Source organism: Nonomuraea turcica (assembly GCF_030718205.1).
Lineage (GTDB): Bacteria > Actinomycetota > Actinomycetes > Streptosporangiales > Streptosporangiaceae > Nonomuraea.
In genome coordinates, this window is sequence record NZ_JAUZQF010000011.1 from 280914 (window position 1) to 304796 (window position 23883).

At 69.7% G+C, this 23883-nt stretch carries 27 protein-coding genes; 17 read left to right on the top strand and 10 right to left on the bottom strand.

Annotation, left to right across the window (positions count from 1 at the left end; all coding sequences use genetic code 11):
* Positions 1–3: 3 nt before the first annotated feature.
* Genes Q9G87_RS28655 through Q9G87_RS28670 form a run of 4 tightly spaced genes read right to left on the bottom strand, consistent with a single transcriptional unit; the run spans position 4 to position 4625 of the window.
* Positions 4–1800, bottom strand: a complete 1797-nt coding sequence (locus tag Q9G87_RS28655) for a glycoside hydrolase family 127 protein (RefSeq protein WP_305919588.1) — start codon at positions 1798–1800, stop codon at positions 4–6.
* Entirely contained in the window at positions 1793–2557 is a 765-nt protein-coding gene (locus tag Q9G87_RS28660) for a carbohydrate ABC transporter permease (RefSeq protein WP_305919589.1), read from the bottom strand. Before Q9G87_RS28660 ends, Q9G87_RS28655 begins: the two co-directional genes overlap by 8 nt.
* Positions 2554–3468 carry a carbohydrate ABC transporter permease gene (locus tag Q9G87_RS28665; protein WP_305919590.1) on the bottom strand — a complete coding sequence of 305 codons (915 nt, stop codon included), beginning with the start codon at positions 3466–3468 and terminating at the stop codon, positions 2554–2556. Before Q9G87_RS28665 ends, Q9G87_RS28660 begins: the two co-directional genes overlap by 4 nt.
* Positions 3465–4625, bottom strand: coding sequence for an ABC transporter substrate-binding protein (locus Q9G87_RS28670; RefSeq protein WP_305919591.1), 1161 nt, complete (start codon positions 4623–4625; stop codon positions 3465–3467). Before Q9G87_RS28670 ends, Q9G87_RS28665 begins: the two co-directional genes overlap by 4 nt.
* Before the next feature lie 228 nt (positions 4626–4853).
* Here Q9G87_RS28670 and Q9G87_RS28675 point away from each other — a divergent pair, with 228 nt between their 5' ends.
* The 10 genes from Q9G87_RS28675 (at position 4854) to Q9G87_RS28725 (ending at position 12359) form a co-directional block, all read left to right on the top strand.
* A complete protein-coding gene (locus tag Q9G87_RS28675; RefSeq protein ID WP_305919592.1) occupies positions 4854–5867 on the top strand; it encodes a LacI family DNA-binding transcriptional regulator in 1014 nt (337 codons plus the stop codon).
* A 64-nt stretch (positions 5868–5931) separates the two neighbouring features.
* Entirely contained in the window at positions 5932–6201 is a 270-nt protein-coding gene (locus Q9G87_RS28680) for a sulfurtransferase TusA family protein (protein WP_305919593.1), read from the top strand.
* Between the two features lie 67 nt (positions 6202–6268).
* Positions 6269–7291 (top strand): LacI family DNA-binding transcriptional regulator, encoded by a 1023-nt coding sequence (locus Q9G87_RS28685; protein WP_305919594.1) that lies wholly within the window; start codon positions 6269–6271, stop codon positions 7289–7291.
* A 116-nt stretch (positions 7292–7407) separates the two neighbouring features.
* Entirely contained in the window at positions 7408–8133 is a 726-nt protein-coding gene (locus Q9G87_RS28690; protein ID WP_305919595.1) for a CAP domain-containing protein, read from the top strand.
* Positions 8134–8636: 503 nt separating this feature from the next.
* Positions 8637–9290, top strand: a complete 654-nt coding sequence (locus Q9G87_RS28700; protein WP_305919596.1) for a response regulator — start codon at positions 8637–8639, stop codon at positions 9288–9290.
* A 29-nt stretch (positions 9291–9319) separates the two neighbouring features.
* Positions 9320–9637 (top strand): DUF3140 domain-containing protein, encoded by a 318-nt coding sequence (locus Q9G87_RS28705; RefSeq protein WP_305919597.1) that lies wholly within the window; start codon positions 9320–9322, stop codon positions 9635–9637.
* A 3-nt stretch (positions 9638–9640) separates the two neighbouring features.
* The gene (locus Q9G87_RS28710) at positions 9641–9991 is read left to right on the top strand and encodes a nuclear transport factor 2 family protein (RefSeq protein ID WP_305919598.1); all 351 of its coding nucleotides are present in this window, start codon (positions 9641–9643) and stop codon (positions 9989–9991) included.
* 37 nt (positions 9992–10028) lie between these two features.
* Positions 10029–10241, top strand: coding sequence for a hypothetical protein (locus tag Q9G87_RS28715; protein ID WP_305919599.1), 213 nt, complete (start codon positions 10029–10031; stop codon positions 10239–10241).
* 144 nt (positions 10242–10385) lie between these two features.
* Positions 10386–11051 carry a CGNR zinc finger domain-containing protein gene (locus Q9G87_RS28720; protein ID WP_305919600.1) on the top strand — a complete coding sequence of 222 codons (666 nt, stop codon included), beginning with the start codon at positions 10386–10388 and terminating at the stop codon, positions 11049–11051.
* Between the two features lie 87 nt (positions 11052–11138).
* Positions 11139–12359 (top strand): MFS transporter, encoded by a 1221-nt coding sequence (locus tag Q9G87_RS28725; protein WP_305919601.1) that lies wholly within the window; start codon positions 11139–11141, stop codon positions 12357–12359.
* Here the strand turns inward: Q9G87_RS28725 and Q9G87_RS28730 are convergent.
* Positions 12268–12867: a TetR/AcrR family transcriptional regulator gene (locus Q9G87_RS28730; protein WP_305919602.1), complete on the bottom strand. Its 600-nt coding sequence runs from the start codon at positions 12865–12867 to the stop codon at positions 12268–12270. The two genes, Q9G87_RS28725 and Q9G87_RS28730, sit on opposite strands and share 92 nt — an antisense overlap.
* A 47-nt stretch (positions 12868–12914) precedes the next feature.
* On the opposite strand from Q9G87_RS28730, the gene Q9G87_RS28735 reads away from it, so the two are divergent.
* Positions 12915–13853 (top strand): beta-ketoacyl-ACP synthase III, encoded by a 939-nt coding sequence (locus tag Q9G87_RS28735; RefSeq protein ID WP_305919603.1) that lies wholly within the window; start codon positions 12915–12917, stop codon positions 13851–13853.
* On the opposite strand, the gene Q9G87_RS28740 is transcribed toward Q9G87_RS28735, so the two are convergent.
* From Q9G87_RS28740 to Q9G87_RS28750, 3 genes are all read right to left on the bottom strand, one after another.
* Positions 13823–14500, bottom strand: a complete 678-nt coding sequence (locus Q9G87_RS28740) for a glycosyltransferase family 2 protein (RefSeq protein ID WP_305919604.1) — start codon at positions 14498–14500, stop codon at positions 13823–13825. The two genes, Q9G87_RS28735 and Q9G87_RS28740, sit on opposite strands and share 31 nt — an antisense overlap.
* Positions 14501–14876: 376 nt before the next feature.
* Entirely contained in the window at positions 14877–15845 is a 969-nt protein-coding gene (locus tag Q9G87_RS28745; RefSeq protein ID WP_305919605.1) for an NAD-dependent epimerase/dehydratase family protein, read from the bottom strand.
* A gap of 36 nt (positions 15846–15881) precedes the next feature.
* The gene (locus Q9G87_RS28750) at positions 15882–16484 is read right to left on the bottom strand and encodes a TetR/AcrR family transcriptional regulator (RefSeq protein WP_305919606.1); all 603 of its coding nucleotides are present in this window, start codon (positions 16482–16484) and stop codon (positions 15882–15884) included.
* A gap of 64 nt (positions 16485–16548) precedes the next feature.
* On the opposite strand from Q9G87_RS28750, the gene Q9G87_RS28755 reads away from it, so the two are divergent.
* Together Q9G87_RS28755 and Q9G87_RS28760 are read left to right on the top strand one after the other, a co-directional pair.
* Complete coding sequence (locus Q9G87_RS28755) at positions 16549–17829, top strand: FAD-dependent oxidoreductase (RefSeq protein WP_305919607.1); 1281 nt, start codon at positions 16549–16551, stop codon at positions 17827–17829.
* A 131-nt stretch (positions 17830–17960) separates the two neighbouring features.
* The gene (locus tag Q9G87_RS28760) at positions 17961–18977 is read left to right on the top strand and encodes a fatty acid desaturase family protein (RefSeq protein ID WP_371825841.1); all 1017 of its coding nucleotides are present in this window, start codon (positions 17961–17963) and stop codon (positions 18975–18977) included.
* A gap of 9 nt (positions 18978–18986) precedes the next feature.
* Here Q9G87_RS28760 and Q9G87_RS28765 read toward each other — a convergent pair whose 3' ends face one another.
* The gene (locus tag Q9G87_RS28765) at positions 18987–19205 is read right to left on the bottom strand and encodes a hypothetical protein (protein WP_305919608.1); all 219 of its coding nucleotides are present in this window, start codon (positions 19203–19205) and stop codon (positions 18987–18989) included.
* Positions 19206–19236: 31 nt separating this feature from the next.
* Here Q9G87_RS28765 and Q9G87_RS28770 point away from each other — a divergent pair, with 31 nt between their 5' ends.
* The 4 genes from Q9G87_RS28770 (at position 19237) to Q9G87_RS28785 (ending at position 23127) form a co-directional block, all read left to right on the top strand.
* Positions 19237–20361, top strand: coding sequence for a sensor histidine kinase (locus Q9G87_RS28770; protein WP_305919609.1), 1125 nt, complete (start codon positions 19237–19239; stop codon positions 20359–20361).
* Positions 20358–21026: a response regulator gene (locus Q9G87_RS28775; protein ID WP_305919610.1), complete on the top strand. Its 669-nt coding sequence runs from the start codon at positions 20358–20360 to the stop codon at positions 21024–21026. Before Q9G87_RS28770 ends, Q9G87_RS28775 begins: the two co-directional genes overlap by 4 nt.
* A 96-nt stretch (positions 21027–21122) precedes the next feature.
* A complete protein-coding gene (locus tag Q9G87_RS28780) occupies positions 21123–22376 on the top strand; it encodes a cytochrome ubiquinol oxidase subunit I (protein ID WP_305919611.1) in 1254 nt (417 codons plus the stop codon).
* A 10-nt stretch (positions 22377–22386) separates the two neighbouring features.
* A complete protein-coding gene (locus Q9G87_RS28785; protein WP_305919612.1) occupies positions 22387–23127 on the top strand; it encodes a cytochrome d ubiquinol oxidase subunit II in 741 nt (246 codons plus the stop codon).
* A gap of 24 nt (positions 23128–23151) precedes the next feature.
* Here Q9G87_RS28785 and Q9G87_RS28790 read toward each other — a convergent pair whose 3' ends face one another.
* Positions 23152–23877: an SDR family NAD(P)-dependent oxidoreductase gene (locus tag Q9G87_RS28790; RefSeq protein WP_305919613.1), complete on the bottom strand. Its 726-nt coding sequence runs from the start codon at positions 23875–23877 to the stop codon at positions 23152–23154.
* Positions 23878–23883: the final 6 nt, after the last annotated feature.

Here is a 23883-nt window from a genome sequence, read left to right on the forward strand (position 1 = left end):
GGTTCAGATCGGCAGCCAGACACGCATGGTCGCGGGACCCCGGTTGCCCCACCGGTGGTAAGGGATGAGCCGCAGCCGCGCGTCCGAAGCGTCCACGCGGCCGTTCTGCGACGCCGAATACGGCCAGCCGTCGCCGTCGCTGTCGCCGAGCGATGCCCCGACCTCCAGCTGGACCACGCCGTCCGCCTCGTGCTCCACGGGCGGCTCGACCCGCACGGCCAGGTCGGCGAGCGGCGGCTCGTCGGCCACCGACTCCGCGCAGTAAACGAGCGGCCCCCGCTCGACCGCCGCGCACCCCCGAAGCGCGTCGATCTTGCTGTTGGGGAAGGTCCACCGCGGCGACATCGCCAGCTCCAGCCGGAGTTCGTCACCCGCCCGCCACGGCCCGTCGGCGACCGCGTATCCCGGGGTCACCGCACGGACGGTCCCCCCGTGCGCGAGCGTCGCGTCCGAGGCCCAGGCGGGGACGCGTAGCTTGATCCGCCCGTCGCCGTCCTCCAGCACCCGGACCGTCACCGTGCCGTCCCACGGGTAGCCGGTCTCCACCCGCACCGCCAGGTCGCCGTACCGCATCTCCGATGGCGTGAAGTGGTGGATCTGCAGGCCGTCCGCCGCGGTCGTGGCCATGTAGGCGGGCAGCGAGGCCAGCGTGCGGGCGATGTTGTTCGGGCAGCAGGACACGTCGAACCAGGGCGAGCGCAGCCCACCCTCGGCGGCGTGGTTGACGCCTTCGAGCGGCACGGCGGGCACCCGTACCTGCAGCGGGTTGGCGTAGAAGAACGACCGGCCGTCCAGCGCGACCCCGGTGGCGAGCATGTTGTACAGGGTCCGCTCGGCCAGGTCGGCGTAGCGGACGTCGCCGGTGGCCAGCAGCAGCCGGTGCGCCAGCATGATGGAGGCGATGCTCGCGCAGGTCTCGTTGTAGGCGCGGTCCGGCGGCAGCTCGTAGTCGTCGCCGAACGACTCGTCGATGTGCCGCGAGCCCATGCCACCGGTCAGGTGCGTACGCCGGGCGACCGTGCGCTCCCACTGCGCCTCGACCGCCTTCAGCAACTCCTCATCGCCGGTCTCGACGGCCACGTCCACCACGCCGGAGGCGAGATAGAGCGCCCGCACGGCATGCCCGCGGAACACCTGCGCCTGACGGACCGGCACGTCGTCCTGGAAGTAGCCGCGGCCGAAGTGCACCTCGGCAAGCGCGGGCAGGCCGCGCCGCTCGACGAAGCGCCTGGCCATCTCCAGGTACCGCTCCGTCCCGGTCACGCGGTAGAGCTCGACGAGCGCCATCTCGATCACGGGGTGGCCGCAGGTCTCCGTGCCCTCCATGAAGCGGCGGCAGACGTGGTCGGCGGCCCGCACCGCCACCTGCGTGAGCCGGTCCTCGCCGTGCATGCGCAACCTGGCGACCCCGGCCTGGATGAGGTGGCCGTAGCAGTAGAGCTCGTGCCCCCACTCGAAGTCGGTGTACCGGCTGCCGGACCAGCGGGTGTTGATGTAGCCGTCGCCCTCCTGGGCCTGGGCCACGGTCTCGGCCAGCTCGGGCAGCCCCGGGTGGTCGGCCCAGGCCATGGCCTCCAGGAGCTTGTAGATCTCGGAGTCGCTGAACTCCCGGCCCCTGCGGGGACGTTCACCCCGGAAGTTGCCGATCCAGCCTTCGCGTTCTTCCCATTCCTGGCAGTGGGCGATGGTGACCTCGCGGTTGAGCGCCACCCGGTCGCCCCAGAAACCGGGCGAGAGGCGTACCGCGTCGAGGCCTAGAGGGGACAGAACGCCCGATGAGGGCAGGACGGGGTTAGCCACGCAGAGCTCCTGACATGAATCCGCGCACGTAGTGGCGCTGCAACACGATGAAGAGGATGAGACAGGGGAAGGCCATGACCATGACGCCGGCCTGGAGCATGCCGTAGTCGACCGCGCCGAACGTCTGCTGCGTCATGCTGACCACGGCCACCGGCAGGGTGAACGAGGCACCGTCGTTGAGCAGGATGAGCGGCGCGAAGAAGTCGTTCCACGAGGCGAGGAACGCGAACAGGCCCACCGTGATCAGCGCGGGCCGCACGGCGTGCAGCAGGATCCTGGTGAAGGCGCGGAAGGTGCCGCACCCGTCCACCAGCGCCGCCTCCTCCAGCTCGCGCGGCAGCGCTTCGAACGCGTTGCGCATCATGAACAGCGCGAACGGCAGCTGGAACATCACGAACACCAGCGACAACCCGACCAGCGAGTTCTGCAGGCCGATGTAGCCGAGCAGCACGTAGAGCGGGATGAGGATCGTCGCGTACGGCACCATGAGGATCGCCAGCGTGGCGAGGAACAGCAGGTTCTTGCCAGGGAAGTCGAATCGGGCGAAGCCGTAGCCGCCGAGCGCCGAGACGATCAGCGTGCCCGCCACGGTCATGCCGGAGACCAGCACGCTGTTGGTCGAGTACGTGCCCAGCCCCTCGCCGAAGCCGGCCATCTCCAGATAGTTGGACGGCTCCTCCAGCGAGGCGTAGCCGCTCCACACCAGCGGGAACAGGAACAGCACCGCCAGGGCGGACAGCGTGAGGTAACGGCTCATCGCAGCCTCCGCATCATCACCGTGTTGAGCCCGACAAGGGCCACGAGCAGCACGACCGACAACGCCGCGGCGCCGCCGAGGTCGAAACGGAAGAACGCGTCTCGGTAGACGACCATGACCATGGACACCGTGCTGTTGTCCGGGCCGCCGTTGGTGAAGACGAAGAACTGGTCGAAGGCCAGCAGCGAGCCCGTGACGCTGAGGATGAGCATCAACGCCAGCGTCGGGCGCAGCAGCGGCAGCGTGATCTTGGTGAACACCTGCCAGCGGTTGGCGCCGTCGCTGCGCGCGGCCTCGTACACCTCGGTCGGGATGGCCTGCAGGCCGGTCAGCAGGATGAGCATGTTGAACCCGGCGAAGCGCCAGATCACCAGCGTGATCGTGGAGAACAGCGCCATGTTGGGCGTGCCGATCCACTTCACGGGCTCGTCGGTGATGCCCAGCGACTGGAGCATGGGGTCGATCGGGCCGAAGTCGTTGTTCAGCATGCCGTAGAACAGCAGCCCGGCCGCGGCGAAGCCGACCGCGCCGGGCAGGAAGAACGCCGTCCTGAAGAACGCGATGCCCGGCTTGCGGTCCTGCACCAGCAGGGCCAGACCCAGCGCCACCGCCGACAGCAGGACGGTGGTGATGACGGTGTATTTGAGGGTGAAGAGCACCGCGTCGACGAAGAGCGGATTGTCAGCGATCTTGGTGTAGTTCGTGGGGGCGTTGAACGTGGCCTGGCCGAGCAGGGGCCAGCGGTTGAGCGACATCCAGACGACCAGCACCAGGGGCGCGATGAAGAGCACGCCCACGATGACGGCCGTCGGCGCCGCGTACAGCCAGCCCTGGACTTTCCTGCTCCGCCACCGGGCGGACGGCGCGGAGTGTGCCGGCCGCCGCCCGGATCGCGTGATCGTCAAGGTCATTGTTGCAGCGACTTCGTGATCTCGGTGTTGAGCTGCGGGAGCTTCGACGCGTCACCGAACACGGCCTCGCGGGCGAAGCGCAGCCACGGGCCCTGCGGGTCGTTGAACGTCTGGCCGAAGCGCAGGGCGAACGGGGTCTGGCCCTTGGCCACCAGCGAGTTGATCATCACCACGCGCGGGTCCTCGGAGGAGTACTTGTTGCTGGCCAGGTCGGTACGCGCGAGCACGTCCTTGTTCTTGGCCATGACCTCGACCTGCGCCTGGTCGGAGACCGTCCAGGACAGGAACTCCCAGGCCGCGTCGGCGTTCTTGCTGGTGGAGGAGATGCCGATGGAGTCGCCGCCGACGAACGTCGACTCGCCGCCGTCGGGACCGGCGATCGGGGTGACGCCGATCTTCATGTCCTTGGGCATCAGGCCGAGCGTGGTCGACGGCATGGGCATGACGCCGATCTCACCCTTGGGGAAGAAGCCGGTCCAGGTCGGGCCCTGCTCCTCCTTGGCCGTCGGGCCGGTGGCATCCTTCTCGTACAGCTCGCGGTAGATCTTGAAGACGTCGGTCATCGCGGGCTGGTCGTTGAGCGACTGCGTGCCCTCGGCGTTCATGACCTGGCCGCCGGCCGCCCAGACGGACGGCCAGAACGTGAAGACGTAGCAGCCGCCGCAGTTGCCGCCGAAGAACGTGCCGTGGACCTTGCCGTCCTTGCCCAGCTTCTCCTGGATGGTGGTGGCGTGCTGAGCGAACTCCTTCAGCGTCTTCGGGCCCTGCTCGGGGTCGAGCCCGGCCTTCTGGTACAGGTCCTTGTTCCAGAACCAGACCGACAGGTCGAGGGTGTGCGGCAGGGTGTACATCTTGCCGTCGAGCGTGCCGAGCTTCATGTGCGAGGGCGCGAGCCCCGCTTTGTACGGCAGGGCGTTTACCCTGTCCGTGACATCCATGAACAGGCCCTGGGAGGTGTAGTTCGGGACGAAGATGACGTCGGCCGCGAACACGTCGGGCAGTTGCTTGGCGCCGGCCGCGGCGGCGATGCGCGGCTGGTAGTTGTCCGTGGGGATGACGGTGAGCTTCACCTGGTTCTTGTGGGTCTTGTTGTACTCCTGGACCAGCCGCTCGCTCTGCGTCTGCGTGGCAGCGCGGGTCCACATTGTGATCGTCACGGGACTGTCCGCTGCTTGCGTGCTGCCCCCACCACCGCCTCCGCCGCTGCTGCCGCAGGCCGCTGCTGTGAGCGCTAACACACCGAGGAGGGAGATCCCGGCCAGCCTTCGTCTCATGATGTGCTCCTGGACTTAAAGGTTTTCGGAAACGTAGAAGAAACCTGTCTCACTGTCAATGGGTGTTAGGGTTCTATGCAGTTCACAGGCGACCGAAAAGGGTTTCGAAGAATGGCGACTAGGCGGGCGACCATCAGTGATGTGGCCTCGCTGGCGGGGGTGTCGATCGCCACGGCGTCCAAGGCGCTCAACGGGCGCCAGGATGTGCGCGCGGCCACGCGCGAGCGCGTGCTGGCCGCCGCGGCGGAGCTCTCCTTCCAGCCGAACGCTCTGGCCAGGGGACTGCTGTCCGGCCAGACCCGCACCGTGGGCCTGCTGACCTCCGACAGCGTCGGCCGGTTCGGCATCCCGGTGCTGCTCGGCGCGGAGAACGCGTTCGGGGCCGGCGAGATGGCCGTGCTGCTGTGCGACGCACGCGGCGACGCGATCAGGGAGCAGCACCATCTGCGGGCGCTGTTGTCGCGCCGGGTGGACGGGCTGATCGTGGTGGGCGAGAGCACCAACCCGCGGCCGTCGGTGAGCAAGGACCTGCCGGTGCCTGTCGTATACGCGTACGGGCCGTCCGAGGATCCCGGCGACGTGTCGTTCGTGCCGGACGACGTGGGGGCCGCGGCCATGGCCGTCAAACACCTGCTGGCGATGGGACGCCGCAAGATCGCGCACATCACAGGGCCTACCCACTACAAGGCCGCGCGAGACCGCGAGGAAGGGCTGCGCCTGGCGCTCGCCGAGGCCGGTCTCCAGCAGGTCGGCCAGACGTTGTCAGGGCCGTGGTCGCAGCGGTGGGGGCGGCACGCGGCCGAGATGCTGCTCATGGCCGAGCCCGAGATCGACGCCGTCTTCTGCGGCAGCGACCAGGTCGCGGCCGGGTTCGTGGAGACGGCGCGGGAGCGGGGGCGGCGGGTGCCCGACGACATCGCAGTGGTGGGCTACGACAACTGGGAGGTGCTGTCCACCGAGACCCGGCCGGCGCTGACGACCGTGGACATGAACCTGGAGCTGCTCGGCAGGACGGCGGCCCAGCATCTGTTCGCGGCCATCGACGGCAAGGCGACGCCCGGCGTGCACAAGATGCCCTGCCAGCTGGTCATCCGCGACTCCACCTCCCCGCCCGGCATCTCCTGATCGTCACCTTGAGCGCGTGGTGACCGCGTGCGGGATCGCTCGCCCGAGGTGGTTTCCTAGGCATATGCCTGATCTCGTTGTGGACGGCGGCGACAAGCTGTGCGTTCAGCTACTCATCGAGCTGCGAGGCCATGTGCGCCGGGCCGGTCCCGGTGCGGTCATCCACCTGATCGCCATCGACCCGGCCGCACCCGTGGACCTGCCGGCCTGGTGCCACCTGACCGGGCACACGTATCTGGGGCCGGTGGCGGGCGCCGAGCGGCCCACGTACGCGTTGCGCGTGGCCGGGGCCGCCGAGGAGACCGAGGACGCGAGACCTTGGCACGTGGCTTAATCGGTTAATGCCTCCGATCCGGGTTGGCCTACAGTATGAGTGGTTACCCGGTTCAGAGAGGAAGTCCGTGAAGCGACCGACGATCGCCGACATCGCCAGCCGGGCGGGCGTCTCCAAAGTGGCGGTGTCCTACGCGCTCAACGGCCAGCCGGGGGTGTCCGAAGCGACGCGGGCCAGGATCATCGCCATCGCCGACGAGATCGGCTGGCGGCCCAACAGCGCCGCCCGAGCGCTCAACGGCGCCCGGGCCAACTGCGTCGGCCTCGCGCTGTGCCGTCCTGCCAGGATCCTGGGCGTCGAGCCGTTCTTCATGGAGCTGATCAGCGGCATCGAGGGCGTGCTCGCCGACCGGTCGTACGCGCTGCTGCTCCAGGTGGTCACCAGCCACCAGAAGGAGAGCGAGGTCTACCGGCGCTGGTGGGGCGAGAGCCGCATCGACGGCGTCTTCCTCGTCGACCTGCACTATGCGGACGCACGCGTGACGGAGCTGGAGGGGCTCGGCATGCCGGTCGTCGTCATCGGCCATCCCTCCCAGTCCGGCTCGTTGTCGGCCATCTGGTCCGACGAAGGCCAGGCCGTCCGCGAGACCGTCGGCTATCTCGTGGCGCTCGGCCACCGCCGCATCGCCCGGGTGGCGGGGTTGCCGGAGCTGGTCCACACCGCCGTCCGCGACCAGGCGTTCGCCGAGGCCTGCCAGGGAGCGGCCGAGCACGTCACCGTGCACACCGACTACACCGGCGACGAAGGCGCCCGGGCCACCCGCCGGCTGCTCAGCTCACCCGACCGGCCCACCGCGGTCATCTATGACAACGACATCATGGCGGTGGCGGGCCTGTCCGTCGCGCAGGAGATGCGGGTGCGGGTGCCGGACGACCTCTCGATCGTGGCCTGGGACGACTCGCCGCTGGCTCAGGTCGTACGGCCGCCGCTGACGGCGCTCACCCGCGACATCCCGGCCTACGGGGCACACGCGGCCCAGCGGTTGCTGGCCTTGATCGCGGGCGAGAGCGTGCCGCCGTACGAGGACCAGGCGGCGGTGCTGACGCCGCGCGGCAGCACGGGACCCGCGCCCGCGCCGGCAAGGGTGTAAATCCGACTAAACACCGCATTCAGCCATAAACAGGTCGGCGGATGCTACAGTAGCGGCCGTTTCATCCTGTTCACCCTGCGTGGGATCGAAGGCGATTGGCACCGAGGAGGTTCGTCGTGCCGTTCAGCAGAAAGCTCGCAACCGGGCTCGGCGTCGGTGCGGCGTCTCTGGCACTGGTCGGGGTAGGGCTGCTCGCCGCCGTTTCGGTGCAGACCTCCGCCCAGGACATGGCCTCCACCGCCACGCGCCAGTCCGCCTCGCCTCCGGCTGCTCCCGGCCACTACGCCGGCGCCGAGATCACCCCCGAACCCACGACCACCCGGACGCCGACCAGGAAGGCCACCCCCCGGCCGACCGCTACCCGCAAGCCCGTAGCCCCCAAGAAGCCGACAGCCGCCCCAAGGCCGTCGAAGACCACCCGGTCCCCGTCCGCCCGCTCGACGTCGAAGCCGTCCACCGTCGGCACGACGCTCGAGAACCAGGTCGTGACTCTGGCGAACGCGCAGCGCGCCAAGGCCGGATGCAAGCCCCTCCAGCATGACGGCAAGCTCCGCAAGGCCGCCTACGGCCACTCCCAGGACATGGTCGCCAAGGACTACTTCGACCACACCTCACCCACCGGGAAAGAGGCCGATGACCGCATCGCGGCCGCGGGCTTCTCACCCGTCAGCTCGTGGGGCGAGAACATCGCCTACGGTCAGCGTTCGGCGGCCGCCGTCATGGACGACTGGATGAACAGCCCGGGCCACAAACGAAACATCCTGGACTGCTCCTACACCCACATCGGCGTCGGCTATGTCGCCTCAGGTTCGTATTGGACCCAGGTCTTCGCCGCACGCTGAACGGACGTGAATCCGGCGCGTGCCGCGGATCGGCCAAGCGGTTGGCAGACCGCTCGTTCCGAGCCGCGGCACGTGCCGTCCCCTCCTTCGCGGCAAACGCCTGGGAGCCGGCCCCCACACGGCTCCATGCTCTACTGAGTGCGCGGACCACCGCCTGAGTACCTCCCTACTCCATCGAAATCAGCTAATTTCTGGATCACGTGCCCTTGTCGCCGCCCACCCGGACGATCGCGGCGGTGGCGTCGGCCGCGGGCAGGCCCGCGATCACTCCGGCGCGGACCGCGCCGACATCCGGCTCACCTGGGAGGACCACACCCTGATGATCGACATTACCGACAACGGGACGGGCGCGGGACGGGCGCGGGACGGGCACTCCCCTCCGGCGGGAACGGGCTGATCGGCATCCGGGAGCGGGCCGCGGCCTGCGGCGGCGCGGCCACGGCCGGGCCGCGCCAGGACGGTCCGGGCTTCGCGGTGTCGGTACGGCTGCCGCTGGCGGCGTCATGACCGTGCGCGTCGTCGTGGCCGACGATCAGGAGCTCGTCAGGGGCGGGTTCGCGATGATCCTGGACGCCCAGCCGGACATCGACGTGGTCGCCGAGGCGGGCGACGGGGCCGAGGCCGTGGCCGCGGTCCGCGAACACGCCCCCGACGTGCTGCTGCTCGACATCCGCATGCCCAGGATGGACGGCATCGAGGCGGCCAGGATCGTGTGCGCGGAGAGCGGGTGCCGGGTGTTGATGCTGACCACGTTCGACCTGGACGACTACGTGTTCGACGCGCTGCGGGCGGGGGCGAGCGGCTTCCTGCTCAAGGACGTGCGGCGCGACGAGCTGGTGAACGCGGTGCGGGTGGTGGCGGCCGGCGAGTCGCTGCTCGCCCCGGCCATCACCGGCAAGCTGATCGCCGAGTTCACCAAGCGCCCGGCGGCCCAGCGCCCGGCGGCGACGCTGGAGGTGCTGACGGCCCGGGAACGCGAGACGCTGCTGCTGATCGCGCGGGGGCTGTCCAACGCGGAGATCGCCGGGGCCATGGTGGTCAGCGAGCATACGGTGAAGACGCACGTCAGCAACGTGCTGAGCAAGCTGGGGCTGCGGGATCGGGTGCAGGCCGTGATCGCCGCGTACGAGTCGGGGCTGGCCGTGCCGGGTGCGTAACGCGAGGAGCAACGGGTAGGCGAGGCCCTATGACTGAGGGCTTCGACAACGACATGCTCTGGGACGAGTTCCACCGCGTGGTCAACATGAGCTCCGAGGAGCTGCGCGCGTACCTGCTGGCCGACGCCTCGGACGAGGAGAGCTTCCCCCCTGACCCCGACTTGGGCATCGACGAGCTGGGGCGGGGCGTCCTCCACGTCCTGAGCAAGCGCAAGGGCGATCTGACCAAGGATGACCTGGACGTCATGCGGCAGGTCGTCGAGCTCGTCGAGACCATGGGCGACCAGACGGACGACGACTCGCGGCGCGAGCTTATGACCGTCGGGCACGATCCGCTGAGAGGATGAGCCATGGTCGAGCCGCGGCCGTGGATCGAGGGCTACGTGCGAGCGTGGAACTCCAACGATCCCGACGACATCTCCGCCCTGTTCACGGAGGACGCTCTCTACTACACCGAGCCCTACAGCGTGCCCTGGCACGGACGCGACGAGATCGTCGTGAAATGGCTGGACCGGAAGGACAAGCCAGGCGAGGCCACGTTCGAATGGCATCCGGTGTGCGTCACCGAGGACGTCGGCGTCATTCAAGGAGTCACCACGTATCCCGACAAAACCTATAGCAACCTTTGGGTGATCCGGTTCGTGCCAGACGGGCGATGCCGGGAATTCACCGAATGGTGGATGAGACACGACGCCAGATGATGCAATGGGCCGCACCGTCTTCACCCGAGGAGATTCGTTGAGAGACAACCTCGACCTCGCCGCGAGCGCCCAGCAGTTGGCCGACGCCGCCCCGACGGGATCGATCGACCGCGCTGCCGCTTCGTCCGTGGCCATCACGCTGGCCACCACGCGCGACATCACGCACGCCAGGAAGACGCTGGACGGGCTGTCTCCCGAGGACGTGCGCAAGGCCGCGCTGGAGCTCTTCGACCGGCTCGCCGCGAACTGACCGCCCAGGGCACCGCGCCGGCCCGCCTGCGCCGCCGGGCCGGTCTTCAACGTGCTACGCCCAAGCACTGATCGGCTGGGGCGACCTTAATGTATCCCTTCTGGTGCTACCTCCAAAACTGAGTTGATCGGTAGCATTCGATGTATGGACGTGTCCGAGCTGCCGCTGGTGGGCGGCCATCCGGCCCTGGATCTGGTCAACACCCTGGAACGAGGGGTCCCGGTCCCCGGCTGGGAGCCACGGGACTACGTGTCGGCACCGGCCACGCTGCTGCTGTGGGCGCACCGCGCCGGATTGATCACCGAAACCGAGGCCCCGGCGGTCGCCGAAGCCTGGGACCGCGACCCTGACGCGGCGCACGCCGCGCTGGCCGCCTGCCGGGACATCCGGGAGTCGCTGCACCTCACTCTGCTCGCCACCGCCGCACTGGATGTGGGGCCGATCGACCTCGCGGCCTCCAGCGCAGCGCTCGACCGACTGCACTGCCGTTGGCTCGCCGCGGCGGGCCGCTCCAGGTTGACACCGGATCCGCGAGGGGCTTCCGCGGCCCGGCTGGTGATCGGCGTCATCCCCGCGTCCCTGGTGCCGGACCGCGCCGTGGACGCCGCCCTCGACCTGCTGCGCACGGCCGACATCGGGCGCGTGCGCCGCTGCCCGACCGAGATCGGCGGCTGCGGCTGGATCTTCCTCGACCGCAGCCGCAACGCCTCACGGAGATGGTGCCGGATGGCCGACTGCGGGACGGAGGTCAAGGCGCGCCGTCTCACCGAACGCCGGCGCGCCGCCCGGCAGGCGACGGCGGGGGCCTGAAGCCCGCTTCGCCGATGCCCGCCCATCGCCCAGAGACCTGAAACCCGTCGATCTGCTACCGGTAAAAGCGGATACAGGAGAAGCAGCATGGACAGGCGCAGCACTGCACGGTCGATCGGCGCGCTGGCCGCGCTCTCGATGTCCACGTTCATCTACGTCACGAGTGAGACACTCCCCATCGGGCTGCTGACATTGATCGCGACGGATTTGTCGACCTCGCCTTCGGCCGTCGGCCTGCTGGTGACCGGCTACGGGCTCGTGGTCGTCATCACCACCATCCCCCTGACCCGGCTGACGTACCGGATGCCGCGCCGCCTCCTGCTGACGAGCCTGCTCGCCGTGTTCGTCGTGGCCGCCTGGCTTTCGGCCGCCGCGACGAGCTACGAGATCCTTCTCAGCGCCCGGGTGATCATGGCGGTCAGCCAAGCGGTGTTCTGGGCCGTCGTCATCTCGACCGCGACCGGTCTGTTCCCGCCACGCGTACACGGCCGTGTCATCGCCGTGGTGCTGGCCGGCGGCAATCTCGCCACAGTGCTGGGCGTGCCTGCCGGGACATGGCTCGGCCAGCAGGCCGGCTGGCGGGCATCCTTCGTCGCGCTCAGCGCGGTCGGTTTACTCGCCCTGGTGGCGATCGCTTTGCTGCTGCCGGCCACCGTGGCCGCGGACGCCCCCGCGACCACGGGGACCGCCCCCGACGCCCGCGCGTACTGGAGACTGCTGGTGATGTCCGCCCTCGTGGTGGCCGGGACGTTCACTGCGCTCACCTACGTCACCCCCTTCCTGACCGAGGTGAGCGCCTTCTCCGCCGGGGCGATCGGGCCGCTGCTGCTGTTACGGGGCATCGCCTCGGTCCTGGGCGTCGCCATCAGCGGGCACCTGGTCGACCGCTACGCAGGGGCGGCGATCGCCGTCCCGGTGGCGGCACAGGCCGTGGCGCTCCTCGGGCTGTACGTCCTCGGCAGCGTGCCTGGCGCAGCGGCCGCGCTGGTCGCGCTGTCCGGTCTGTCCTTCGCCGCTCTGGCCACGGCCTTGGCCGGCCGGGTGTTGCAAGTCGCCCCCGGCAGTGTCGATCTCGCCGGGGCGGGCTCGTCGACCGCATTCAACGTCGGGATCACCGCCGGGGCGCTCATCGGCAGCGGCCTGCTGTCCGGCTTCGGCGTACGCAGTACCGCGCTCGTGGGAGGACTTCTCAGTCTGGCTGGGCTCGCCCTACTGATCAGCCGCCCAGGCGGGCGTTCACGGCGCGGCGGGCCCGGGTCGCGGCATCGGGATCGCGATGCAGCTGGAGCGTATGGTTCATTGCCATGATGAGGCCGAGCAGCTCGAACGCCAGTTGGTCGGCGTCCGTTCCCGCCGGCAGGTCGCCGGCCGCCGCGGCGCGGCGCGCCTCCTTGCACAGCCGCCCACGCCAGGCATCGAACTGCGCCTCCACCGCGTCCCGGACCGGCCCCTCACGGCCGTCGAACTCGTGCGCCGCCGCCACGAAGAAACACCCGCCGGGGAAGACCCCGCGTTCCAAGTAAGAGATCCACGCCTCGCAGAGCGCGCGTAGCCTGGGCAGCCCGGGGTCGGCGGGCCGGGCGGGCTCCCAGACCTCGGCGCGGAAGATGTCCGCCGCCCGGTCGAGCACGGCGAGCTGCAGCGCCTCTTTGGAGCCGAAATGCCCGAGCAGGCCTGACTTGCTCATGCCCAGCTCGCCGGCGAGGCGGCCGATGGTGAGCCCTTCCAGCCCTTCGACGGAGGCGACGGCGACCGAGCGGTCGAGGATGGCGGAACGGGTGCCGAGGGCTTCGGCGACGGACTTGCGCGGGCTCATGCGAGCCACTTTAGCGTCCGAACGTTCGGTTGCTATAGTCCCGGCGTATGAGCGGATCACGACTTGTCGCCACAGGCCACTACCAGCCTGTTCAAATCCTGACAAATGATGATTTGGCAGGCATGGTGGACACCAGCGACGAGTGGATCAGACAGCGGGTCGGCATCCGCACCCGGCATGTGGCCGGTCCCGACGAGAGCGTGGCAGACCTGGCCGGGCACGCCGCCGCGAAGGCCCTGGCCGGCAGCGGCCTGGACCCGGCCGACATCGACCTCGTGCTGATCGCCACCTGCACGCAGACCGAGCGCGCCCCGAACATCGCCTCCCGCGTCGCGGCCCGGCTCGGCGTGCCGTCCGCGGCCCTCATGGACGTCGGTGTCTCGTGCTCGGGCTTCACGCACGCCCTGGCGGTGGCCGACCACACGATCCGCGCCGGCGCGGCCACGAACGCGCTGGTCGTCGGGGCGGACAGGATGACGTCGGTCACCGACTGGACCGACCGGACCACGTGCGTGCTGACCGGCGACGGCGCCGGGGCGGCCGTGCTGAGCGCTGCGGCCGAGGCCGAGGTCGGGCCCGTCGTGTGGGGGTCGGCGCCTGAGCTGGGCGCCGCCGTACGCATCGAGGGCACGCCCACGCGCTTCTCCCAGGACGGGCAGACCGTCTATCGGTGGGCCACCACCCGGCTGCCCGAGATCGCCCGGCGGGCCTGCGAGCGCGGCGGCGTGCGCCCCGAGGACCTGGCGGCCGTGGTGCTGCACCAGGCCAACCTGCGCATCATCGAGCCCATCGCCAAGAAGCTCGGCGCGGTCAACGCGGTCGTGACGCGCGACGTGGTGGAGTCGGGGAACACCTCGGCCGCGAGCGTTCCCCTTGCGCTGTCGAAGCTGCTGGAGCAGGGGGTGGTGCGGCGCGGGGCGCCGATGTTGCTCTTCGGCTTCGGGGGCAATCTGTCCTACGCGGGCATGGTGGTCCGCTGCCCCTGATGTTCGGACAGCACCGCCCGCATGTCCTTGATGGCCCGCAACGTGCCCCGTACGGTCCCCGTCACCTTGGAACGCCCGGCGCGCGGCAGGTAGTCGACCCCCGTCTCCGCGACCCGCCACCCCGCGGCGGCGGCCCGTAGCACCATCTCCAGCGGGTAACCGAAGCGCCGGTCGGCCAGCTCCAGGCCGAGCAGCGCGGTCCGGCGGCAGGCCCGCATCGGCCCGAGGTCGTGCACCGATATCCCGGCGGCGCGCCGCAGCCGGCGCGCCAGGACGGCGTTCGCCCAGCGGGCGTGCGCCGGCCACGCGCCCGCCGTCGCGGCCACCCTCCGGCCCAGCACCAGATCGGCGTCCCCGCCGACGACCTGGGCCGTGACCAGCGGGAGCTGCCGGGGGTCGAGGGATGCGTCGGCGTCCATGAAGCAGACGACGTCGCTGGTGGCGGCCAGCAGGCCGGCGTGGCAGGCGGCGCCGAAACCGCGCCGCGGCTCCCGTACGACCAGGGCGCCGTGGGCGGCGGCCACCTGATCGGAACCGTCGGTTGACCCGTTGTCCACCACGATGGGCCGGTAGCCGGGCGGCATGCGTTCCAGCACCCACGGCAACGCCTCCGCCTCGTCCAGGCAGGGCAACACGACATCGATCACGCTCCAACGCTAGAGCCCGCCTGCGGCTCCAGGCCTTACGAATCCGTGACGTCAAGCGGCAGGCGCGCGAGGCGTCAATCGGACCTCCAAGTCCGCGTCCAGGGCACGCGCCAACCGCTCCAGGACGGGCAACGTCGGCACCGTCCCTCCAGCCTCAAACCCTCGCCACCGCGGACTGAGTCATGCCTGCCTCGCGTGCCAGCCCAGCTCGGTCATCCGGCGGTCTCTGAGCTCTCGCCAGCTCTCCTCGCTCATGCCCCTGCTTCCTCCTCATCGACGGTGTGCTCAAGCGCGATACAGCGCCGCATGGCTCTCCACGCCCGCTTGGCCTCGCGATCGTCGCGCATCCCTGTCTTGCGGAACACGGTCAAAGCCTCTAACGCCGGGCGAACTCCTTCATGCCGTCTTCAAAGGAGATCTCGGCCGTGAAACCCAGGCCGGCGACCGCCCGGGCTGGAGAAGCGACAATGTGGCGGACGTCGCCGAGGCGGTAGGCGCCTGTGGTCACCGGGTCTGGGCCGCCTGTGTGGATGGCCAGGGCTGCGGCGAGGTCGCCGACTGTGTGTGGGGTGCCGCTGGCGATGTTGTACGGCGTCAGCGCCCCCGCCACGCCGGCCCGGAGCGCCAGCACGTTGGCCCTGGCCACGTCACGCACGTGGACGAAGTCGCGGCGCTGGCCGCCGTCCTCGAAGACCTGGGGCGCCCGCCCGGACAGCAGAGCCGACAGGAAGATGGACGCCACTCCGGCATAGGGCGTGTTCCGGGGCATGCGGGGGCCGTAAACGTTGTGGTAGCGCAGAGCCACGGCGGTGCCGCCGGTTTCCCGGGCCCAGTTGGCGGCCAGGTGTTCCTGGGCCAGCTTGGTCGTGGCGTAGGCGTTGCGGGGGTCGAGCGGGGCGTCCTCCTCGACGACCGAAGGGGAGAGGACGCTGTCGCACCGAGGGCAGCGGGGGTCGAAGAGGCCTTGCTCCAGGTCCGTGGACCGCCTCGGCCCGGGGCGGACGGGGCCGTGGCGGGGACAGTCGTAGGCGCCTTCCCCGTACACGACCATGGACGAGGCCAGCACGAGCCGCCCGACGCCGTGCCTGGCCATGGCCGCCAGCAGGGTCGCTGTGCCGTACGCGTTGACCGAGGCGTAGTCGGGCAGGTCGGCCACGTCGACGCCGAGGCCGACCTTGGCGGCCTGGTGGACGACGGCGTCGACGCCGGGCAGGAGGCGGTCCAGGGCCGCGCCGTCCCGCACGTCCACGCCGGTACGCAGGTCGGCGGGGACGACCTCGCAGTCGAGCGCTTCGGCGACGTGGCTGCCGATGAAGCCGGCGGAGCCGGTGAGGAGCACGCGCATGCCGCCGATCCAACACCTGCCCGGGTCCGGTGGATCTTACGAATCGGTGACCTCGGCCAGGTGCCCGACCAGTTTCTCCAGCTGCTCGGCATAGTGCCCGGCGAACTCGGGCGAGGCGGGATCGAGGTCGAAGGCGGCCCGGACCAGCTGCGGGAACGAGATGCCGGCCGCGGCCATCGCGAAGAACGCCACCAGCACGGCGGCCGGATCGAGATCCGCGGGGAGCTCGCCCGCCTCCTGGCGCTTCCGCAGTCCTTCCAGGTCGCGGCGCACGTCCTCGGCGAACGCGGCATCGGGCGGGCCGTCGTCGGTCAGCCCCTGCCAGACCAGGAGCTTGCCGAAGTCCCGTCGCTCGGCGTTGGCCCGCACATATCCGGCCACGAGCGCACCCAGGGAGGACGTGCGGTCGGCGAACGCGCTCTCCTCACTCTGCCAGCGGGTGGTGATCGCCTGGTAGAGGCCCTCTTTGCCGCCGAAATAGTACGAGATCAGCTGCTTGTTCACCCCGGCCCTGGCGGCGATCTCGTTGACCCGCGCCCCAGCAAACCCCTTGGCGGCGAACTCCTCCAACGCCGCCTGCAGGATCCGGGCCTTCGTGCGCTCGGGATCGCGTTGCCTCTCCTCCGGTGCTCGTCTCATGCTCGAACTCTATCATCCAACCGGATGGTTGACAGAATTATCCAAACGGTTGATAGTTGGAGCCATGACACACCACATTGCGATCATCGGTGGCGGGATCGGCGGGCTCTGCCTGGCCCAGGGACTGCGCAAGGCAGGCTGTGACGTGACCGTCTACGAGCGGGACCGGACACCGGCCGACCGGCTGCAGGGATACCGGGTGCACATCGATCCGAACGGCGCCCGCGCGCTGCGCGACTGCCTGCCGGACCACCTGTGGCGGTCCTTCCTGGACACGACCGGGCGGGGCGGGCAGGACTTCGGCTTCCTCACCGAGCAGCTCGACCTGCTGACGCTGATCGAGACGCCCGAAGCGGCCGATCCCGCCGACGACCACCACTCGGTCAGCCGCATCACGCTCAGGCAGGTGCTGCTGTCAGGGCTGGACGACGTCGTACGGTTCGGGAAGACGTACGAGAGGTATGAGCGCCTGCCCGACGGGCGGGTGGAGCTGTTCTTCGCGGACGGCACGAGCGAGACCGCGGACATCGTGGTCGCCGCGGACGGCGGGAACTCCCGGGTGCGTCGGCAGTATCTGCCGCACGCCGAGCGGGTGGACACCGGGATCACGACCGTGGCGGGCAAGTTCCCCCTCACCGACGAGACCAGGAAGCTGCTGGCGCCACGGCTGGTGGACGGGCCCAACAGCATCATCCCGCCCAAGGGCATCGGGCTGTTCTGCGCGCCGCACGACCTGAGCGACCTCGCGCCCGCGACCGGCGGGATCGGGATGACCGAGCAGGCCAGCGGGATCGGGGTGACCGAGCTGGAGGGTGCGCTGATGGACAACACCAGCAGTTACGTGTTGTGGGCGGTCGGCGCGGCGGCCGGGCGGTTCCCGTCCGACATTTCCGAAATGTCGGGCCAGCAGCTCAAGGACACCGTCGCACAGATGATCAGGTCGTGGCACCCGGACCTCCGCAGGATGATCGACCTGTCGCATCCCGACACCGTCAGCCTGCTGCCGATCCGCACCTCCATCCCGATCGACCCCTGGCCGGCCACGAACATCACCCTGCTGGGCGACGCCATTCACAGCATGACCCCCATGCGCGGCATCGGCGCGAACACCGCCCTGCGCGACGCCCGCCTGCTGTGCCGCGCCCTGACCGCCGGCGGCGACCCGATCGAGGCCATCGCCGGGTACGAAGCCGAGATGCGGGAGTACGGCTTCGCCGCCGTACGCGACTCGCTGCGCTCGGCTCAGCAGTTCGTCGGGGAGAACCGGATCGCGCGGATGGGCTTCAAGTCCTTCCTCCGCCTCGTCCACAGGATCCCCTCACTCAAGGCCAAGGTTTTCTCCTGACGCGGACTGTTGCATGCCAGGACGCGCGGCCGGCGCTGAGACTGCTCTCAGCCCTGTGACAAGACGGGCTACCGCACGCCGCCCCGATACGACAGGGTTGAGGCAACGTGCACCGCGAGGTAAGGAGACCTGTGGTCAGCCCTGGCACGCTCGACACTCGGGGAAGCGACTTCGCCCGACTAGCCCACACCATTGCGGACGCCGGTCTACTGGACCGGCGTCCCTTTTATTACGCGACGCGGATCACCATCGCCGTCGTCGTCTACGTCGGCTGCTGGACGCTGTTCGCCTGGCTCGGCGACTCGTGGCTGCAGTTGCTGGTCGCGGCCGCGCTGGCCGTGGTGTTCGCGCAGTTCGGGTTCGTCGCCCACGACATCGGGCACCGGCAGGTCTTCAGAAGGCGGCAATCGAGCGACGTGGCGGGACTGCTGATCGGCAACCTCGGCGTCGGGCTCGGCTGGGGCTGGTGGACCAGCAAGCACAATCGCCACCACGCCAATCCCAACCACGAGGACCACGACCCGGACGTCTCCCCCGCGGTCATCGTCTGGTCGACCGATCAGGCCATCAAGAGCCGGGGATTGCCGCGCTTCATCGCGAAATATCAGGCTTACTGGTTCTTCCCCCTGCTCACCCTCGAGGCCTGGCACCTCCACGTGGCCAGCGTCAAAGCGCTGTTCAAGCCCTCGGCCAAGCGGCGCGCACCAGAGCTAGGGCTGCTGGTCGTGCATTTCGCGGCGTACTTCGGAGCGGTCTTCACGGTGTTGCCGGCCGGCAAGGCACTGCTGTTCCTAGTGGTGCATCAGGGGTTGTTCGGGCTGTACCTGGGGTGCACGTTCGCGCCGAACCATAAGGGGATGCCCGTGCTGACGAAGGAGGACAAGCTCGACTTTCTGCGTAAGCAGGTGCTCACGTCGCGCAATGTTAGGGGCGGCTGGTTCGCCGACGTGGCGCTCGGCCAGCTCAACTACCAGATCGAACACCATCTGTTCCCCAACATGCCGGCCCCGAGCCTGCGCCGGGCGCAACCCATCGTCCAGCAGTACTGCGCGGAGATCGGCGTCAGCTACCTGCAGACCGGGCTGCTCGACTCGTACGGGCAGGCGTTGCGACACCTGCACGAGGTCGGCGCTCCGCTAAGGAGATGAGCCGCCTCATCACTCTTTTCCCTCGGCCAGTCGCTGAAGCAGCCAGTCGCGGCGGAGCTCGAGATCGGCGATCAGCTCGATCTGCTCATCCGCCTGGCTGATGATGGCCGCCTTCTCGATCTGGTCGGTCACGCCCATGTCGCGCATCTGCTCGCGAATGTCCCGGTTCTCGGCTCGCAGCCGTGCCAGGTCCTCTTCGACCTGCCGGAGTTCGTCCTTGGTGCTCATTCATCGGCTCTACCCTTACAGAATGGGAGGCATGCGAAGGCCGTCCACCAGCACGATCGTGTCGCTCGTGGCGATCGCGGCGGTGCTGGCCGGGCTGTTGATCACTTACGCCTTCCGCGCCGACAGGCAGCTGAACAGGCTGGATGTGGTGCTGCCGATCATCGCCTGCGCCGGACTGCTGGCGCGGCGTGCGTATCCCGTGGCGGCGCTGATCGTCGTGGCCGTGTCCGTCGCCATCTACTATCCGTGGGCGGGGCTCGACGGGCCGCTGATCGTGCTGGCGTTCATGGTCCTCTACACCGCCGCCGACCGGGGCCGCCTCATCGCGGCCATCACGGTCGGCGCGGTGTTGCTGCTCGGCATGGGGATCGGCGAGCTCGACGGCCCCCGGCACGTGGACGACAGCATGTTCGTCGCGATCGCCGGCTGGGTGGTGGCGGCCATCGCGTTCGGCGGGGTCACCCGCAACCGGCGCGCCTACCTGGAGGAGGCCGAGCGGCGCGCGATCGACGCCGAGCACAGCAAGGAGGAGGAGGCCATGCGCCGCGAGAGCGAGGAGCGCCTGCGCATCGCCCGCGAGTTGCACGACGTGCTCGGGCACAACATCTCGATGATCAATGTGCAGGCGGCCGCCGCGCTGCACGGGCTGAAGAAGCGGCCCGAGGACGCCGAGACGGCACTGCGGACGATCAAGGACACCAGCAAGGAGACGCTGCGCGAGCTGCGCACCACGCTCGGAGTGCTGCGGCAAGTGGACGAGCACGCGCCGACCGCGCCCCCTGACAGCCTGACGCGGTTGGACGCGCTGGTCGCCGCCTCCGGCCTGGAGGTACGCACGGAGCTGGCGGGCCCGCTCGACGCGGTGCCGACCGAGGTGGACCTGGCCGCCACCCGCATCATCAGGGAGGCGCTGACGAACGTCTCCCGCCATTCCGGTACGACGCAGGCCACGCTGGCCGTCAGCAACACGTCCGGAAATATCATGATCCGCGTGGAGGATGAGGGGCCGGGCGCCTCCTACGAGGGAGGCAGCGGCTTCGGCCTGCAGGGCATGCGCGAACGGGCGAGCGCGCTCGGCGGCACCCTGGAGGCGGGCCCCCGCCCCGAGGGCGGCTTCCGCGTCGTCGCCCGCCTGCCGTTGAACGGAGTGCGATGATCCGCGTGTTACTCGCCGACGATCAGACCCTGGTGCGCGCCGGGTTCCGGTCCATACTCAGCGACGAGGACGACATCGAGGTCGTCGCCGAGGCCCCCAACGGGGCGGCGGCCATCACCGGGGCCCGCGAGCACCGCCCCGACGTCGTGCTGATGGACATCCGCATGCCCGAGCTCGACGGTCTGGAGGCCACCCGCCAGATCGCCGGCGACCCGCGGCTCGACGGCGTCAAGGTGATCATCCTGACCACGTTCGACCTGGACGACTACGTCTACGGCGCGCTGCGGGCCGGCGCGAGCGGCTTCCTGGTCAAGGACACCGAGCCGGCCGAGCTGATCCACGCGGTCCGGGTCGTGGCCAGGGGCGACGCGCTGATCTCGCCGTCGGTCACCCGGCGGCTGATCGCCGAGTTCGCCGGCCGGGTCAAGCGCCCCGAGCCGGGACCCGAGCTCAACGCGCTCACCGAGCGCGAGCGCGAGGTCATGACGCTGGTGGCCGCGGGCCTGTCGAACGACGAGATCGCGGCCCGGCTCGTGCTCAGCCCCGCCACCGCGAAGACGCACGTCAGCCGCATCATGACGAAGTTGTCGGTCCGCGACAGAGCCCAGGTCGTGGTGCTCGCCTACGAGGCCGGCATGATCACTCCTGGCTGGCTTACACCCTGAGATGTATGCAGGACGGCGCTCTACATCCCAGGGATGTACGCAGGTGACCGCCTGAGGCGGACGCGGCGGGCGTAGCCGTACCCGGATGCTCTGAGCATGGAAACCGTGGACCTCGCCCGCCTGCAGTTCGCGCTCACCGCGGGCGCGCATTTTCTCTTCGTGGCGCTGACGCTCGGCCTGGCGACGCTGGTGGCCGTCATCCAGACCCGGGCGACGCTGTCCGGCAGCCCGGTCCACCTGCGGATGACACGGTTCTGGGGCCAGCTCTACATCATCAACTACGCGATGGGCATCGTCACCGGGCTGGTCATGGAGTTCCAGCTGGGGCTGTCGTGGAGTGGTCTCACCGAGTACGCGGGCAACGTCTTCGGCTCGGCGCTGGCGATCGAGACGCTGGTGGCGTTCTTCATCGAGTCCACGTTCCTGGGCCTGTGGATCTTCGGCTGGAACAAGCTGAACCGGTGGGCGCACCTGGCGCTGATCTGGATCGTCACGCTGACGGCTTACGCGTCGGCGTTCTGGATCCTGATCGCGAACGGCTTCCTGCAGAACCCGGTCGGCCACGTGGTGGACGGCGACACGCTGCGGCTGGTCGACTTCGGCGCGATGGTGGCCAACCCGGCGGCACAGGTCGCGTTCGGGCACGTGATGGGCGGCGCGATGATCACCGGCGGGTTCTTCATGGCCGGGGTGAGCGCGTACCACCTGCGCAAGCGCACCGCCGAGCAGGACTTCTTCCGCAAGTCCTTGCGGCTCGGGATCGGGGTGGCGCTGCCGGCGACGATGTTCACGGTGACGTTCGGCGGGCTCGGGTTCGAGACCATGCAGCCGAGCAAGCTCGCGGCCTGGTCGGGATCGGCCGCCGAGCGGGCCGAGGTCCAGGCAGCGATGGTCGCCGCGCACGGGCCCGGCGACTATCTGCCGCCGGTCGGCTGGGTGTATGGCGCCGGACTCACGATGATGCTGCTGTGGGTGGTGATGACGCTGGTCGCGCTGCTGAGCTTCCTGCTGATGGCCTTCCGGCCGGTGGTGCGGGGATTCCGGCTCTGGCACTGGCTGCTGACGCTGATGATCCCCGTGCCGTTCGTCACCATGATCTCTGGCTGGATCTTCCGTGAGGTGGGACGGCAGCCCTGGGCCGTGTACGGGCTGCTGAAGACGTCCGACGCGATGTCGCCGGTGACCGCGGGCCAGATGCGGCTGTCGATCGCGGCCTTCACCGGTGTCTTCTCCGTCCTCATCCTGGTCAACTACTGGCTGCTGGCCAGGCACGCCCGGCGCGGGCCCGGCGCCGTGGCCCTGGGCGACCGCCCGCTCGACACCCCCTCCGCCCCCGTTCTCAGCTTCTAGGGAGCCGATCATGGAGATCTTCATCCTGGCCTTCTTCGCGCTCGGCTACCTCGTGCTGGCCGGGGCCGACATCGGGGTCGGCATGACGCTGCCGTACCTGGGGCGCTCGGCGGACGAGCGGCGCGAGGTGATCGCCGCGATCGCGCCGTTCTTCCTCGGCAACGAGGTGTGGCTGGTGGCGACGGCCGGTGTGCTCGCGGGGCTCTTCCCCGAGTTGGAGGGCGAGCTGCTGAGCGGGAACTATTCGGTGGTCGTGGGGCTGCTGGTGGCGTGGGTCGTGCGGGACATGGGGCTGTGGCTGCGCGGGCGGGTGCCGGGCAGGCGGTGGGCGGGGTTCTGGGACGGCGCGACCGTGGCGGGCAGCTGGGGTCTGGCGCTGAGCTGGGGCCTGCTGCTCAGCCATGTGCTGCTGGGCATCCATGGGCCGATCGCCCTGCTGCCCGCCCTCGTGGTGGCCGCGTTGTTCGCCACGCACGGGCTGACGTTCGCGGCGCTGCGGCTGCGCGGGGCGCTGCGGGAGCGGGCCGCCGTATTGTCCGGCGAAGCAGGAGAGGGCCGCACGTACGCGCTGACCGCGGCCGCGCTGGTGGCCGTCGGGATGCTGGCGGGGCTGCGGTTGCCGCTGCACCCCGGCACGGCCGGGTCCCTGCTGGTGCCGGTGATCCTGGGGCTGATCCCGCTGCTGGTGGCGGTGCAGGGGTGGGTGTGGTGGACCTTCCGGCACCGGGTGACCGGCCCGTCCTACCTCTGAAGGTCCAGGCATTCCGTGGTGCTCCTAGAGGTTGCCGCCGCCGGTGGCGTCGATGGTGCTTCCGGTGATGAAGCTCGCCTGCTCCGAGGCGGCGAACGCGACCGCGTTCCCGATCTCGTCGGCCTGCCCGACCCGGCCGAGCGCGTGGCGGCTCGCCGCGTACGCCTCCGCGTCGGGGTTGCCGCGTAGCCAGGCCGCGTTGGCGTCGGTGTCGATGATGCCGGGCGCGACGTTGTTGACCGTGATGCCGCGCGGGCCCAGCTCTTTTGCCAGCGCCAGCGAGAACACCTGCACTGCGCCCTTCGTCATCGCGTACGCGATGCCCTCGGGAAAGGCGATGCGGGCCACGCCCGAGGTGATGTTGACGATCCGGCCACCGTCAGGGATCAGCGGCAGCACCTGCTGGGTGAGGAAGAACAGTCCTTTGACGTTGACAGCGAAGACCCGGTCGTACGCCTCCGGCGTCTCCTGCCCGATGGGCCCCGACGAGCCGATGCCCGCATTGTTGACCAGCACGTCGAGCACCTGCGTCTCCTGCCGGAGGCGCTCGGTGAGCCTCTGGACGTCCTCCTGCACGCCCAGGTCCGCCTGAACGGCGAAAGCGCCGTTCCCGATGAGGTTCACCACCTCCTTGGCCGCGCTCTCATCGGCGGCGTACGTGATGGCCACACGGAAGCCGTCCGAGGCCAGGCGCAACGCGATGGCGCGGCCGATCCCCCGGCTCGCTCCCGTCACGAGGGCAGTCTTCATGACGAA

What these genes read in the sequence shown, in the direction of transcription:
- Q9G87_RS28765 (WP_305919608.1), bottom strand. Translation starts at nt 19,205, where the DNA reads ATGAGCACCAAGGACGAACTCCGGCAGGTCGAAGAGGACCTGGCACGG.
- Q9G87_RS28660 (WP_305919589.1), bottom strand. Translation starts at nt 2,557, where the DNA reads ATGAGCCGTTACCTCACGCTGTCCGCCCTGGCGGTGCTGTTCCTGTTC.
- Q9G87_RS28785 (WP_305919612.1), top strand. Translation starts at nt 22,387, where the DNA reads ATGGAGATCTTCATCCTGGCCTTCTTCGCGCTCGGCTACCTCGTGCTG.
- Q9G87_RS28780 (WP_305919611.1), top strand. Translation starts at nt 21,123, where the DNA reads ATGGAAACCGTGGACCTCGCCCGCCTGCAGTTCGCGCTCACCGCGGGC.
- Q9G87_RS28775 (WP_305919610.1), top strand. Translation starts at nt 20,358, where the DNA reads ATGATCCGCGTGTTACTCGCCGACGATCAGACCCTGGTGCGCGCCGGG.
- Q9G87_RS28770 (WP_305919609.1), top strand. Translation starts at nt 19,237, where the DNA reads ATGCGAAGGCCGTCCACCAGCACGATCGTGTCGCTCGTGGCGATCGCG.
- Q9G87_RS28755 (WP_305919607.1), top strand. Translation starts at nt 16,549, where the DNA reads ATGACACACCACATTGCGATCATCGGTGGCGGGATCGGCGGGCTCTGC.
- Q9G87_RS28705 (WP_305919597.1), top strand. Translation starts at nt 9,320, where the DNA reads ATGACTGAGGGCTTCGACAACGACATGCTCTGGGACGAGTTCCACCGC.
- Q9G87_RS28700 (WP_305919596.1), top strand. Translation starts at nt 8,637, where the DNA reads ATGACCGTGCGCGTCGTCGTGGCCGACGATCAGGAGCTCGTCAGGGGC.
- Q9G87_RS28730 (WP_305919602.1), bottom strand. Translation starts at nt 12,867, where the DNA reads ATGAGCCCGCGCAAGTCCGTCGCCGAAGCCCTCGGCACCCGTTCCGCC.
- Q9G87_RS28790 (WP_305919613.1), bottom strand. Translation starts at nt 23,877, where the DNA reads ATGAAGACTGCCCTCGTGACGGGAGCGAGCCGGGGGATCGGCCGCGCC.
- Q9G87_RS28720 (WP_305919600.1), top strand. Translation starts at nt 10,386, where the DNA reads ATGGACGTGTCCGAGCTGCCGCTGGTGGGCGGCCATCCGGCCCTGGAT.
- Q9G87_RS28665 (WP_305919590.1), bottom strand. Translation starts at nt 3,468, where the DNA reads ATGACCTTGACGATCACGCGATCCGGGCGGCGGCCGGCACACTCCGCG.
- Q9G87_RS28680 (WP_305919593.1), top strand. Translation starts at nt 5,932, where the DNA reads ATGCCTGATCTCGTTGTGGACGGCGGCGACAAGCTGTGCGTTCAGCTA.
- Q9G87_RS28725 (WP_305919601.1), top strand. Translation starts at nt 11,139, where the DNA reads ATGGACAGGCGCAGCACTGCACGGTCGATCGGCGCGCTGGCCGCGCTC.
- Q9G87_RS28750 (WP_305919606.1), bottom strand. Translation starts at nt 16,484, where the DNA reads ATGAGACGAGCACCGGAGGAGAGGCAACGCGATCCCGAGCGCACGAAG.
- Q9G87_RS28745 (WP_305919605.1), bottom strand. Translation starts at nt 15,845, where the DNA reads ATGCGCGTGCTCCTCACCGGCTCCGCCGGCTTCATCGGCAGCCACGTC.
- Q9G87_RS28710 (WP_305919598.1), top strand. Translation starts at nt 9,641, where the DNA reads ATGGTCGAGCCGCGGCCGTGGATCGAGGGCTACGTGCGAGCGTGGAAC.
- Q9G87_RS28735 (WP_305919603.1), top strand. Translation starts at nt 12,915, where the DNA reads ATGAGCGGATCACGACTTGTCGCCACAGGCCACTACCAGCCTGTTCAA.
- Q9G87_RS28675 (WP_305919592.1), top strand. Translation starts at nt 4,854, where the DNA reads ATGGCGACTAGGCGGGCGACCATCAGTGATGTGGCCTCGCTGGCGGGG.